The 12,598-nt window shown below is 64.9% G+C and carries 10 protein-coding genes; 5 read left to right on the top strand and 5 right to left on the bottom strand.

The genetic code is table 11. The annotated features are described in order from the left end of the window. Nucleotides 1-41 precede the first annotated feature (41 nt). Nucleotides 42-1,025: an agmatine deiminase family protein gene (locus Q0C17_RS14015; protein ID WP_291207591.1), complete on the top strand. Its 984-nt coding sequence runs from the start codon at nt 42-44 to the stop codon at nt 1,023-1,025. Nucleotides 1,026-1,038: 13 nt separating this feature from the next. After that, entirely contained in the window at nt 1,039-1,881 is an 843-nt protein-coding gene (gene aguB / locus Q0C17_RS14010; protein WP_291207588.1) for an N-carbamoylputrescine amidase, read from the top strand. 7 nt (nt 1,882-1,888) lie between these two features. On the opposite strand, the gene Q0C17_RS14005 is transcribed toward aguB, so the two are convergent. The 3 genes from Q0C17_RS14005 to Q0C17_RS13995 form a co-directional block, all read right to left on the bottom strand. After that, complete coding sequence (locus Q0C17_RS14005) at nt 1,889-3,739, bottom strand: diguanylate cyclase (protein ID WP_291207585.1); 1,851 nt, start codon at nt 3,737-3,739, stop codon at nt 1,889-1,891. A 351-nt stretch (nt 3,740-4,090) separates the two neighbouring features. Next, a complete protein-coding gene (locus Q0C17_RS14000) occupies nt 4,091-6,475 on the bottom strand; it encodes a transketolase (protein WP_291207582.1) in 2,385 nt (794 codons plus the stop codon). Nucleotides 6,476-6,524: 49 nt separating this feature from the next. After that, nucleotides 6,525-6,848: a hypothetical protein gene (locus Q0C17_RS13995; RefSeq protein WP_291207579.1), complete on the bottom strand. Its 324-nt coding sequence runs from the start codon at nt 6,846-6,848 to the stop codon at nt 6,525-6,527. 124 nt (nt 6,849-6,972) lie between these two features. Between Q0C17_RS13995 and murI the strand changes: the two genes are divergently transcribed. Next, on the top strand, nt 6,973-7,842 hold the full coding sequence (gene murI / locus Q0C17_RS13990; protein WP_291207576.1) for a glutamate racemase: 870 nt from the start codon (nt 6,973-6,975) through the stop codon (nt 7,840-7,842). Here the strand turns inward: murI and Q0C17_RS13985 are convergent. Then, on the bottom strand, nt 7,788-8,981 hold the full coding sequence (locus Q0C17_RS13985; RefSeq protein ID WP_291207573.1) for a type III PLP-dependent enzyme: 1,194 nt from the start codon (nt 8,979-8,981) through the stop codon (nt 7,788-7,790). The genes murI and Q0C17_RS13985 overlap by 55 nt on opposite strands. Before the next feature lie 266 nt (nt 8,982-9,247). Between Q0C17_RS13985 and Q0C17_RS13980 the strand changes: the two genes are divergently transcribed. Next, a complete protein-coding gene (locus Q0C17_RS13980; RefSeq protein ID WP_291207570.1) occupies nt 9,248-10,354 on the top strand; it encodes a substrate-binding domain-containing protein in 1,107 nt (368 codons plus the stop codon). Nucleotides 10,355-10,435: 81 nt separating this feature from the next. Here the strand turns inward: Q0C17_RS13980 and Q0C17_RS13975 are convergent, their stop codons facing one another. Continuing rightward, entirely contained in the window at nt 10,436-11,545 is a 1,110-nt protein-coding gene (locus Q0C17_RS13975; protein ID WP_291207567.1) for a glycosyltransferase family 1 protein, read from the bottom strand. A 260-nt stretch (nt 11,546-11,805) separates the two neighbouring features. Between Q0C17_RS13975 and Q0C17_RS13970 the strand changes: the two genes are divergently transcribed. Next, entirely contained in the window at nt 11,806-12,579 is a 774-nt protein-coding gene (locus tag Q0C17_RS13970; protein ID WP_291207564.1) for a GGDEF domain-containing protein, read from the top strand. Nucleotides 12,580-12,598: the final 19 nt, after the last annotated feature.

The following is a 12,598-nucleotide window of genomic DNA, read 5'->3' as shown; positions in this document are numbered from 1 at the left end:
CCTTTTCCTTTGGGGCCAGCTATGGCAAGGCGCGCGCTGACATGACGATGACGAAACCCTTCCTCGCCCCCGAATGGGCGCCGCAGGCCGCCCTCTGGGCCGGCTGGCCGCGCCTTGCCGAGGAGTGGGGCGGCGACCTGACCGCTGCCCGCGCCGACATTGCCGGCTTCATCCGCGCGGCGGCAGGCCATGTGAAGGTTAAGGTCGCGATTGGCTCCGAGGAGGCGATGACCTCCGCCCAGGCCGCGCTCGGAGGCGTTGCCGAACTTGTCCGCATACCCACCGGCGACATCTGGCTGCGCGATACCGGCCCGATCATCACCGGGGCAGGGGCAGGGCGCGTCAGTCAGGTCTTCCGCTTCAACGGCTGGGGCGGCAAATACCTGATGGACGGCGATGCCGGCACCGCTTCTGCGATGGCCGCCATCGAGCAGATCCCCGCACGTGCCCATGATTTCGTCCTGGAGGGCGGCGGGATCGACGTGGACGGCGAAGGCCGCCTGCTCACCACGCGCCAGTGCCTTCTCAATCCGAACCGCAATCCGGCCCTCAACCAGGACCAGATCGAGGGCCACCTGCGCGCCGCGCTCGGTGTCGAGGAAATCCTCTGGCTCGGCGACGGGCTCGCCAACGATCACACCGACGGCCATGTCGACAACATTGCCCGCTTCATCGGCCCCGGCCATGTCCTCTGCCAGCATCCGGCCGGCCAGGATGATCCGAACATGGATGTGCTCAGCGACATCGAGCGCAGCCTCGCGGCGGCCGGCCTTATGGTCTCCACCATCCCGTCGCCGGGTCTCATCCACTTCGGCGACGGCGCGCCCGTTCCCGCGAGCCACATGAACTTTACAATCACCAACGGCGCCGTGCTCGTGCCCATCTACGAAGACCGTTACAGTGCCGTCGCGCTTGCCGAGCTGAAAGCCCTGATGCCCGGCCGCGAGGTGATCGGCCTGCCCGCGCGCGGCATCCTCGCCGGCGGCGGCAGTTTCCATTGCATGACCCGCGAAATTCCCGTCTGACAGGAGGCGCCCCATGGCCCGCACGCTGACCCTCGCCGCGATCCAGTTCTCGCCGTCCGATGACGTGCAGGACAATATCACCCGCGTCGCCGGCTTCATCCGCGAAGCCGCCGCGAAAGGCGCCGACGTGATCCTGCCGCCAGAACTCTTCTGCGGCCACTATTTCTGCAAGACACAGGAAGAGGAACACTTCGCGCGCGCCATGGAGTGGCAGGACCACCCCGCCGTTCGTCAGTACTCGGAGCTTGCTGCGGAACTCGGCGTCGTCATCCCGGTGTCGATTTACGAGAAGGATGGCCCGCTTTATTTCAACTCCATCGTCATCATTGATGCCGACGGCGCCCTGCTTGGTGTCTATCGCAAGAGCCACATTCCGGATGGCCCGGGCTATCAGGAAAAGTTCTACTTCCGCCCCGGCGACACCGGCTTTCGCACCTGGTCGACCCTCAAGGGCCGTATCGGCGTCGGCATCTGCTGGGACCAGTGGTTTCCTGAGGCGGCCCGCGCGATGGCGCTGATGGGCGCCGATGCGCTTCTCTATCCCACCGCGATCGGCGCCGAGCCGCAGGATGCCGGCCTCGACACAGCGGCCCGCTGGCGCCGCGCGATGCAGGGCCATGCGGTATCCAATGTCATCCCGGTCGTCGCCGCCAACCGCGTGGGTGATGAAGGCGGGCAGGTCTTCTACGGCACGAGCTTCATCACTGACGAGACCGGCGAGATCGTCGGCGATCTCGGCCGCCAGGAGGAAGGCGTCCTCGTGGCCAGCTTCGATCTCGACAAGATTGACCAGGCGCGCGCCGCCTGGGGTTTCTTCCGCGACCGCAGAACCGACCTGTACGAAATCCTGATCTAGTCGTGGATCAGCGCTTTGCGCGTTCCGGCTCCGCCGTGTCGTTCGCTGGCGCCGGGCCTGGATCTTTGCCGCGCGCAAAGAAGATGCCGGCCGCGTCGGGAAGTGAGCCGACCGTCCGGCGTGTCTTGCGCCGCTCCTGCGCGCGTTGGTCGGCAATGCGCACCATGCCGCGACCGGCCTGTTTCACGGCGTAGAGCTGCTGGTCGGCCTGCTTCATCATGGCGTCAAGGCCAGCATGATCATCCCGGAACGCAATGCCCATGCTGGCATCTATCGTCAGCGTCAGGTCATCGAACCGCACCGGTTGACGGTTGAGGCTCAGATAATCGCCGGCAAGGTTGACCACCTCCATCCGGCTCAGCGCGTCGTAAGTCAGGATCAGGAACTCGTCGCCGCCGAGACGGAAGACGTCGCCCTTGCCTTTGAACGTGGCGCGCAGGCGTTCGCCGACAGCCACCAGAACGGCGTCGCCCGCCGCATGTCCGTGCCGGTCATTGACCGGCTTGAAGTCGTCAAGGTCGATGGCAATCGCCGCGCCATACCGGCGTGTCGGCTCGCGCGCTTCCAACTCCATGATCGCCGTCAGCAGGCGCCGGTTGCCGAGTCCGGTCAGCATGTCATTGTTCGCCCAAAGCTCTGCCTCGCGCGCCCGGCCGGCAAGGATCGCCGACAGGTGTGCAAGGGTGAACGCAAACGACAGCGGCAGGAGGAAGTGATTGATCGGCAGGTAGGGTGTCACGTTGAACAGGCGCAGGCACATCCAGATCGTCGCCAGGAAGCACGGTGCCCAGGCCGCCAGCAGAGCGCGAGCGCCAGCGACGCGTCGCCAGGTCAGCCAGCCCAGGCCCAGCATCAGGATCACCGGGCCAAGTACCGCTGCCACGAGATAGCTCAACTGCGCTATCCATTGCGGCAGAAGGAAGCTGACACCTGTCAGCGCCGCAAATCCGGCCAGCCCGATAAACACGCAATAGAGGCGCGGCGCGGTGTGACGCATGTCGAGGAAGCGCGTGACGAACAGCGTGCCGCAAGCGATCGCCAGCGCCTGCGCCGCGCACAGCAGCGTGTTGAGATTGATCGAAAGGCCGGAGGCGACCAGCGCCTTCACAAGGCCCGACGAAAGCAGGATATAGCCGACCGCTGCAAGGCTGAAGCAGAGATAGGCGCGGTAGACGCCCCGCCCTGCGCCCAAGGACATGGATGCGGCATAGAGCGCCAGTGCCAGCACGGTTCCGGCAATCAGGCTCCAGATCATCGTGTCGCGTGTGACCGCATGCGAGAACCGGCTCTCGGAAACCATCCGCATCGGGAAGAAAAGAATTGAATTGCTGCGTACCCGGACATAATAGTCCCGCGTCTCACCCGGCGCGAGCACCATCTGGAACGTCGGATAGGCGGCGGCCACGGCTGCGCCGGAGGCAGGCGTTGCAGAACCCGCCGTGGAGTGCCGCAGCTTGCCGTCGGGCAGCACCTCGAAGAGGTCGACCCGCTCCAGATACGAGAAATTGATGATAAAATTTCCCGAGCGCGGATCATCCGCTGAATTGGTCAGCTGGTAGCGGATCCAGACGTCGCCTGACGGGCTCTGCATCTGCGGCACGCGCGCCGCAGGCCGCTGGAAGGGCAGGGCGGCCGCGCCGGACGTGACCGCCTGAGGATCAAGCGCCGGGTCGGCACCGGAAGCGATTTCGGTGGCGATGGGCAGCGCGCTTGTGCGGTTCAGGTCTGCCAGATCAAACGCCGGAGGCGCCGCCAGCGCTGCCGGGGCGACTGCCGTCAGCAGGCCCGCAAACACCACCAGGCACAGGGCCTTGTGACCGGGCGCCAGGTTCAGGCAGGATAGCAGGCGACGAAACATGTCCCTGTCTACTCCAAGGAAGTAAACTCCCGGTTGAGACTGCAGCGCCAATTCATCCCGAAAAGGTTCTGATCACTGCCCTTTCGGCATGTACTCATGCGCCGCCGGACAACTCGATACAGGGGCCGCCCACGCAGCGTTGACGTCGTTCGGGTCGGCCGAGAGGCACCAGCCCCGGCCATCGTCCCGCCCGAAGGTCTCAACCAGCCGCGCGCCCTACGTCTGACTACACTCCCAGAAATAGTCCGGATACGGCAAGTATCAGCAGCCTCGCTCCGGATATCCGAGTGTCCCCCTGGCCTGATGTACGCAACGCTACCTCGCCGCCGGGCTCGGGCAGGCAGTTTGAGATCAGAGTATACGCCCGGGCGACAGGTGGCTCGCCGCGCCGACAATCGCATCCGCATCGATCTGGAAGTGCCGGTAGAGGTCGCGGATCGTGCCGGTCTGGCCGAAATGCTCGACGCCCAGCGGTGTCACGGCGTGGCCCTTCACGCCGCCGATCCAGGCGAGCGTCGCCGGGTGGCCATCGGTCACCGTGATCAGCTGGCAGTGGGGCGGCACGCCCTCCATCAGGCGCTCGATCTGGCTTTTCGCATTGCGCTGCCCGCGCGCGCGGGCGCGCCGCGCGGCGGTCCATCCCGAATTCAGTCTGTCTGCGGACGTTACCGCGAGCACGCCGATATCGCGGCGCCCTTCGCCGATGCGCGCCGCGGCCTTGATCGCTTCCGGGGCAATCACGCCCTGGTAGGCGATCACCACCTCGCAGTTCGGCCCCGGCTGGCGCAGCCAGTAGCCGCCATCGATCACGCCCTGCCGGAACGCCGCGTCGTCACGTTTCCACACGCGCACCTGTTCGAGCGGCCGTGTCGAAAGGCGCAGGTAGACCGAGCCGCCCGTCTCGTCCCGCAGCCAGGTGCGCTCGTCGGGGTCGCCTTCGCCGTCGCGCTGCAGGTAATCGAGGCTCCAGTCCATGATGATCGAGAGTTCATCGAGGAAGGCCGGCTCGAACGAGACGAGCCCGTCCTGGCTCATGCCTATCAGCTGCGCGCCGATGGACTGGTGCGCCCCGCCTTCCGGCGCCAGCGTCACGCCGCTCGGTGTGCCGGCGATAATAAAGCGCGCATCCTGGTAACAGGCATAGTTCAGCGCATCGAGCCCGCGCGCAATGAATGGATCATACACGGTGCCGATGGGGATGAGCCGCTCGCCGAACAGCGAATGCGACAGGCCGGCTGCGCCCAGCAGCAGGAACAGGTTCATTTCCGCAATGCCGAGTTCGATATGCTGGCCTTCCGGGGAGAAGCTCCATTTCTGCGCGGACGGGATCTTCTCGTCCCGGAACGTGTCGGCCACCTTCTCGCGCGCAAACAGGCCGCGCCGGTTCACCCAGGGGCCAAGGTTCGTCGAGACGGTCACGTCCGGCGAGGTTGTCAGGATACGGCGGGAGAGTTCCGTATCCGCCTTCGCATGCGCGTCGAGGATCTTGCCGAAACCCTGCTGCGTGGACAGCATCTCGTCTTCGAGGAAGACCGGCCCGGGCGAGGGCACAGCCGGTGAATGATACCGCCGCGGCCCGGCTGCAAAGAATGGAACTTCCCGCAGGAAGTCCTTGAGCGCAGGCGTGTTTTCAACGCCCGCCATGGGCTCCCATTCCTCGCCGGCCTGGATGCCCATCAGCGTCTGGAACTCGGCCATCTGCGCCTTGGTCATCAGGCCGGCATGGTTGTCCTTGTGGCCGGCCAGCGGCGTGCCCCAGCCCTTGATCGTGTAGGCGAGGAACACGGTCGGCGTCTCGTCGCGGGCCCGGCCGAAGGCTTCGCACAGCGTCTCGAGGCACTGGCCGCCGAGATTGTTCATCAGCTCACTGAGCTCTGTATCGGTGCGCCTCCCGATCAGGGCCGACACATCGCCCTGGTCGCCGATATCGTCGAGGATACGCTTGCGCCAGGCCGCGCCGCCCAGATAGGTCAGCGCCGAATAGAGCGAGTTCGGGCAGGCCTCGATCCAGGCCTTGAGGCGCCCGCCGCCCGGCTCCTCAAACGCCGCACGCTGCTTCGCGCCGAAGCGCAGCACGTCCACGCGCCAGCCAAAGGCCTTGAAGATCGCCTCCACCCGCGCCCACAGGCCCTCGTGCACCACGCCGTCAAGGCTCTGGCGGTTATAGTCGATGATCCACCAGGTATTGCGCAGTCCGTGCTTCCAGCCTTCCTGAAGGCACTCGTACACGTTGCCCTCGTCCAGCTCCGCGTCGCCCACCAGCGCCACCATGCGCCCGGCCTTGCGTGCGCCGCTGCCCAGCTCCGTCCACGGACGGGCGATCAGGTAGTCCTGGATGATCGAGGCAAACGCCGTCTCCGCCACGCCGAGGCCGACCGATCCTGTGGAGAAGTCGACATCGTCAATGTCCTTGGTCCGCGAGGGATAGGACTGCGCGCCGCCATAGCCGCGGAAGTTTTCAAGCTTCTCGCGCGTCTGGTTGCCCATCAGGTAGTGCATCGCATGAAACAGCGGCGCCGCATGCGGCTTCACGGCCACGCGGTCTTCGGGCCGCAGCACATGAAAATAGAGCGCCGTGAGGATCGACACCATCGAGGCGCAGGAGGCCTGGTGGCCGCCGACCTTGACGTCGTCATCCTCTTTCTCGCGCAGGTGATTGGCGTTGTGCACGGTCCAGGCCGCCAGCCAGAGCAGGCGCTGTTCGAGTGACTTCAGGTGATCAAGAGGAAGGTTCATGCCCCGAGGTAAATCAGGGCGCCGTCCAAGTCCACACGGGAGCGGGGCGTCAGCCGCGCCCGCGCTGCGCCTTGTCGAACAGGTCCACCAGCGTCGTGCCGGGCACCGAATTCATCTTCTGCACCCAGGTCGGCATGCCCTTCAGCATGTCGGCGGTGTCGGACCAGCGCCGTACGTTCGCGTCGGCGGCTCGCTGGAAAGCCTCGCGCATGTAGTTCTCGTCGGCGCCATCAAAGCCGTCCGACAGCGTGATTGAGGAAAGGTTCATCATGCTCTTCTGCATCGTCAGCAGCGTGTCGAGCGAGGCGGCGGTCATCGTTGTGTAGGCGCGCCAGGAATTCAGCCAGAAATCCATCATTTCCTGTTTCCCCATGGGTTAACCTCCTCACGCTAGGCCTCGATTGTGCGCTGCACAACAAGTTTCGTGCCAAACGCCCCGTTTACGCTGCGCCAGTGCCCCGATTGCGCCGCGCCGGAATGCGCTTAGATTCCCTGCCATGCCTGATGCCGCGCCCTATCCGTTCGAGCCGTCGCCCGCCCGGGGCCGTGTCCTGGTCTTTGATTCGGGCGTCGGCGGGCTCACCGTTGCCGGCGAGATCCGTGCCCTCGGCCCCCGGCTCACGGTCCACTACGCCGCCGATACCGGCTTTTTCCCGTACGGGGACAAATCTGACGAAGCCCTGCGCGAGCGCCTGCCGAAGGTCGCCCGCGCCCTGGTTGATGCGGTCCGGCCGGATGTCTTCGTCATCGCCTGCAACACGGCCAGCACGCTGGCACTCGCCGAAGTGCGCGCCGCGCTTTCGATCCCTGTTGTCGGCACCGTTCCCGCCATCAAGCCGGCCGCCCGGCTCACCGAGACTGGCACTATCGGCCTCCTCGCCACGCCCGGCACCATCCGGCGCGCCTACACGGCCCGCCTGATTGAGGAGTTCGCGGCCGGCAAGCGCGTCATCCTGCACGGCAGCCTCGAACTGGTGAAACTCGCCGAAGCCCATGCCCGCGGAGAAGACATCCCGCCCGAAGCCTTTGCTGCCGCCCAGGCCCCGCTCTTCAATGCCGAAGGCGGAGATGAGATCGACACGATCGTGCTTGCCTGTACCCATTTCCCGCTGGTGCGCGGCCAGCTCATCGCCACCGCGCCGCGGCCCGTTTCCTATATCGATTCAGGCGCCGCCATCGCGCGCCAGACCATCCGTGTGCTGCCGGAAAATACTCAATCCGGCGGGCAGGGAGGGACAAGCCTCCTCACCCGCCCGCCGGACGAGACGGACGGCATTACGCGCGTCCTCAGACGTTACGGATTTCCGGACGTTCAGTTCGTGGCTTGCGAGCCGAACGCGACGACTTCGGCCGATGCCGCGCCGTAAAGGCTCGGCCAGGGCGCATCCTGCACGACCAGCGTTTCGGCTTCACCGAAGCCGTTGAAGCGGGTCGCCATCGACCGACCATAGGCCCCGATGTTGCCGAACTCGATATAGTCGCCTTCGGTCATGCCGGCCGGCAGCCAGACCTTCTCGGCCAGCATGTCGGTCGAATCGCAGGTCGGGCCGTACACCGTGTATTCCACCATCCGGCCCATCTTGCGGGCATCGCCCGGGATGGCACGGATCGGGAAGTTCCAGCGTTCGTGCACCGCGTCGTAGAGCGAACCATACGAGCCGTCGTTGATGTAGAGCGTGTTGCCTTTCGCAAGGTCCACGCGCACCAGGAGGCTCTCGGCTTCGGCGACCAGCGCACGGCCCGGCTCGCACCAAAGCTCCGCATTCTCGAGAACGAACATGTTCTCAAACGAACGCATCACCATGGCCACATAGGCGTCCATTTCCGGCGGCGACTGGTCGCCATAGATCGCGGGGAAGCCGCCGCCGACATCCACGATGTCCACGGTCACGCCGGCCTCGATGATCACGCGGCTTGCATCCGACATGGCCTGCGCCCAGGCCGAAGGCTTCATCGCCTGGCTGCCGACATGGAACGACACGCCGACCTCGTCCGCATGACGGCGGGCAAGACGGAGGATTTCCGCAGCTTCTTCCGGACCCGCGCCGAACTTGTTCGCCAGCGGCAGGGCGGAGCCTTCACAGGACACGGCAATGCGCACCAGGATCGTCAGATCCTTCGCGTGGCCGGTGGCCTCGAGAATCTTGTTCAGCTCCGCCACCGTGTCGGTCACGAAGATGCGCACGCCATAGTTCTCGTAAGCCCGTTTGATCGCGTGACGCGGCTTCACCGGGTGCAGGAACGCGATCCGCGCGCCAGGGAAGCGGCCGTGGATGAGCTGGATTTCCTTCTCGGAGGCCGCGTCGAAGCTGCGCACACCGCCTTCCCAGAGTGCGTCGAGCACGTGGGGGGCAGGGTTGGCTTTCACGGCATAGAAGGCCTGGGCCGGGAACTTCTCCACGAACCAGCGTGCAGCAGCCGTCACGCGCTCCGGACGGAAGCAGTAGACCGGGAGTTCCGGCTGCAGATTGCGCACAATATTATACGGGGTAGCGTAAGTGTGCATGACACCTAACCTCCAAAGGGCTTCAAACCAGCTTTGGGCGTTAGTACAGGGGGCCCCCCTTTTTGTCGGGTTAGCCCAGATGTCCGCCACATCAATTTCGAACGTGCATGTAGTGGGTAAAGCCCGGGCCTGCAAGCAGTTTTTTTAACCTCCAGCCCACTGTCGCAAAACTGTCACTTTTTTTCGCAGCAACTGTCACATGAGAGGCGTATGGCGATCGCTCGAATCCCCCGCTATTGCGGGCAGAATCAAGCGGAGAGACACGGATGTTCACCAGATTTCTAAAATCGGCCCTGCCGGCCGTTGTAATGTTGGCGGCCGCCGCCTGCGGACAGAGCGACCTGTCGAAACTGGAAGATGATTCGGCTTCCGGCGCCGCCCCGGTCGCCGGCACCGCTTCTGCTGACCAGAAGATCAAGATCGTCGGCTCCTCCACGGTCGCCCCGTTCTCGCGCACCATCGCCGAACGCTTCGGCGCCACCACCTCCTTCTCCACGCCGATCGTCGAATCAACCGGCACCGGCGGCGGTTTCAAGGCGTTCTGCGCCGGCGTCGGCGCGACCGAGCCGTCGATCATCAACGCCTCGCGCCCGATCAAGGAATCTGAGCGCGAACTCTGCAACGCCGCCGGCGTCACCGCGATCACCGAAATCCCGCTCGGATATGATGGCATCGTCGTCGCCAATGCCAAGGCCGGCCCGCTGTTTGACCTGACCAAGCAGGAACTCTTTCTCGCCCTCGCCAAGGATATTCCGGACGGGCAGGGCGGCTTCAAGCCGAACCCTTACAAGATGTGGAACGAAGTTGCCCCGAACCTTCCCGCAAAGCCGATCCTCGTCCTCGGCCCGCCGCCCACCTCCGGCACGCGCGATGCTTTTGTTGAACTCGGTATGGAACTCGGCGCCGCCGAAATCCCGGAACTCGCCGCGCTCAAGGAAACTGATTCGGAAGCCTTCAAGGCGCGCGCCCACACCGTGCGCACCGACGGCGTCTGGGTCGATTTCGGCGAGAATGACACTGCCATCGTCCAGTCGCTCGTGAAGTCGCCGGATGCCATCGGTGTGCTCGGATTCTCCTTCCTCGAGCAGAACGGTGACCGCGTGAAGGGCGCCAACCTTGGCGGCATCGAGCCGACCTTCGAGAACATCACCAATGGCCAGTACGGCCTTGCGCGGGTGATGTACTTCTATGTCAAGGACCAGAACATCCCGCTCGTCCCCGGCCTCGCCGAGTTCGTTGTCGAATCGGTCAGTGACGGCGCCGGCGGCGAAGATGGCTACATGATCGAGAAAGGCCTGATCCCGCTGCATGAAGCCGAACTCGGCAAAGCACAGGAAATCGCCGCCTCGCTGAAAGCCACGGCAACGCCGTAAGCTCTGCTACCACCTCTCTCCCGTCAAACGGGAGAGGGGCCTGGGGGCTTCGGGTAAAACCAGACATTCCGGTCCGCAAATCTACCCCTCGACACCCTCCGCCTTCGGCCTGCGCCTCCGTATACGGATCTTGTGCCAGAAACGCCGGCGCAGCGGCGGCGGCAGCGGCTGAAGGTTCTCCAGGAACACTTCCGCACACGCCCGCCAGCTATACGTCTCGGCATGCGCGCGCGCTGCCTCGCGGTTGAGCGAGAGGCAATCGACCGCGCCCTTGGCAAGGTCACCGTCCAGCGGCGTGATCGTGCCCGCGCCGGAGCCTGGGATCACGTCGCGCGGCCCTGTTGCATCAAACGCGGCCACCGGCGTGCCCGCCGCCATCGCCTCCAGCACAACCAGTCCGAACGTATCCGTCAGGCTCGGGAACACGAACACGTCCGCGCTGGCATAGCAGGCTGCCAGTTCGTCGCCGAACTTTGCGCCGAGGAACACGACGTCCTTGTACTTCCGCTTCAGCTCTTCCAGTTGCGGCCCGTCTCCCACGATCACCTTCGTGCCCGGCAGCTCCAGCTCGACGAACGCTTCGATATTCTTCTCGACCGCTACGCGTCCTACATTCAGGAAGATCGGCCGCGCCAGGCCCGCGAACGGATCATCCGGCTGGCCTTCCTCGATCCGCTTCAAAGGCGAGAAGGTCTCCGTATCGACGCCCCGGCTCCACGCCACGAGGTTCGAGAAGCCGTGCCCCTTCAGCTCTTCCATCAGCGACGGCGTCGCGACCATCACCTTGCCGGAATACTTGTGGAACCAGCGCACAAAGGAGTAGCCCCAGCTAACCGGCACGGGCAGGCGCGCCGACACATATTCCGGAAAGCGCGTGTGGTAAGCCGTCGAGAAGGGGTGTTTCTCGGTCAGGCACACGGCCCGCGCCGCCATGCCCAGAGTGCCTTCGGTCGCGATATGCACCGCGTCCGGTTCGAACTCGTGAAAAATCTCGCTTATCCGCGGCCGGCCAAGCAGGCCCATCTTGATCTCGGGATAGGTCGGCAGCGGCATGGTCATGAAGCCCGCGCCGGGATGCACGATTTCCCAAACATGGCCCATCGCCTCGGTCTCGGCGATGATGCGCTTCATCGTGCGCACGACGCCGTTGACCTGGGGGTCCCAGGCGTCTGTCACGAGCAAGATCCGCATCAGGACTCCATCATCGCCGCGTGGCTGAACACTGCATTGCGGGCTTGATACGGACCGTAAAGGCTCCGCCGCCGCAACCCCTCGTTCAGTCCCGCCCGGCTGGCGGTATAGGCGCAGCGTGAAACCCTGTGAAGCCAGTAGCCGCATTCCCGGGCCCTGCAGCCACTGCGACATACCTGGCAGACGCGGGGCCTTCACCATCAGCCAATCCTTAAGAAACTTCTTCTACCCTGCCCGTTATGGAACATGCAGGCCCCAGGATGAAACTGGACTGGTCGGCGCGCGGACGGGCGCGGGTGTGGCTGCTGATGGCGCTGGGCACCCTGATCTGCGTTGCGTTTGCCTTTGCGATTGACAGTTTCGATGTCGCGACCGGCCGCTGGCGCTGGGGCAGCGATCCTGTGAACAATTTCGTCATCCCGGTCCTGCTGGCCCCGCCCTTCTTCTTCCTGCTGCTCGACAAGATGCGCCAGCTGGCCGTCGCTCATACCGAGCTGATGACCGTTGCGTCCACCGACAGCCTGACCTCGCTGCTCAACCGCCGGGCCTTCACCGAGCTGGTCGACGGATACCTCAAACGCGTCGAAGAATCTGACAGGCGCATCGGCGGCGCGCTCCTTGTCATCGACGTGGACCACTTCAAGGCGGTCAACGACAAGTTCGGACACACAAGCGGCGACGAAGCCCTCAAACTCATCGCCCAGACGATCCGCGATACGGTGCGCCAGGCCGATCTCGTGGGCCGCGTCGGCGGTGAGGAGTTCTGTGTGTTCATGCCGGGACAGGGCCGGGAAAGCGCCGAAGCGGCCGCCGAACGAATCCGCATCGCGGTCACCGAGACGGAGTTTGCGCCCGGCGGCGCGCGCCACGCGCTGTCGGTCAGCGTCGGCGGCGTCGCCTTCGAAGACGTCTCGCCCTTCAGCGACCTTTACCGCACCGCCGATGAACGCCTCTACGCCGCCAAGCACAATGGCCGCAACCGGGTCGAATTCCGGCTCCAGGACAACACCAGCCCCCGCGCCGTCCTGCACTAGCCTGGTCTGCCTGCACCAG

The organism is Hyphomonas sp. (assembly GCF_022844445.1).
Classification (GTDB): Bacteria; Pseudomonadota; Alphaproteobacteria; order Caulobacterales; family Hyphomonadaceae; genus Hyphomonas.
Note: the sequence above shows the minus strand (reverse complement) of the source record. Positions and strands in the feature narration are given on the sequence as shown.

What these genes read in the sequence shown, in the direction of transcription:
- Q0C17_RS14015 (WP_291207591.1), top strand. Translation starts at nt 42, where the DNA reads ATGACGATGACGAAACCCTTCCTCGCCCCCGAATGGGCGCCGCAGGCC.
- aguB (WP_291207588.1), top strand. Translation starts at nt 1,039, where the DNA reads ATGGCCCGCACGCTGACCCTCGCCGCGATCCAGTTCTCGCCGTCCGAT.
- Q0C17_RS14005 (WP_291207585.1), bottom strand. Translation starts at nt 3,739, where the DNA reads ATGTTTCGTCGCCTGCTATCCTGCCTGAACCTGGCGCCCGGTCACAAG.
- Q0C17_RS14000 (WP_291207582.1), bottom strand. Translation starts at nt 6,475, where the DNA reads ATGAACCTTCCTCTTGATCACCTGAAGTCACTCGAACAGCGCCTGCTC.
- Q0C17_RS13995 (WP_291207579.1), bottom strand. Translation starts at nt 6,848, where the DNA reads ATGGGGAAACAGGAAATGATGGATTTCTGGCTGAATTCCTGGCGCGCC.
- murI (WP_291207576.1), top strand. Translation starts at nt 6,973, where the DNA reads ATGCCTGATGCCGCGCCCTATCCGTTCGAGCCGTCGCCCGCCCGGGGC.
- Q0C17_RS13985 (WP_291207573.1), bottom strand. Translation starts at nt 8,981, where the DNA reads ATGCACACTTACGCTACCCCGTATAATATTGTGCGCAATCTGCAGCCG.
- Q0C17_RS13980 (WP_291207570.1), top strand. Translation starts at nt 9,248, where the DNA reads ATGTTCACCAGATTTCTAAAATCGGCCCTGCCGGCCGTTGTAATGTTG.
- Q0C17_RS13975 (WP_291207567.1), bottom strand. Translation starts at nt 11,545, where the DNA reads ATGCGGATCTTGCTCGTGACAGACGCCTGGGACCCCCAGGTCAACGGC.
- Q0C17_RS13970 (WP_291207564.1), top strand. Translation starts at nt 11,806, where the DNA reads ATGAAACTGGACTGGTCGGCGCGCGGACGGGCGCGGGTGTGGCTGCTG.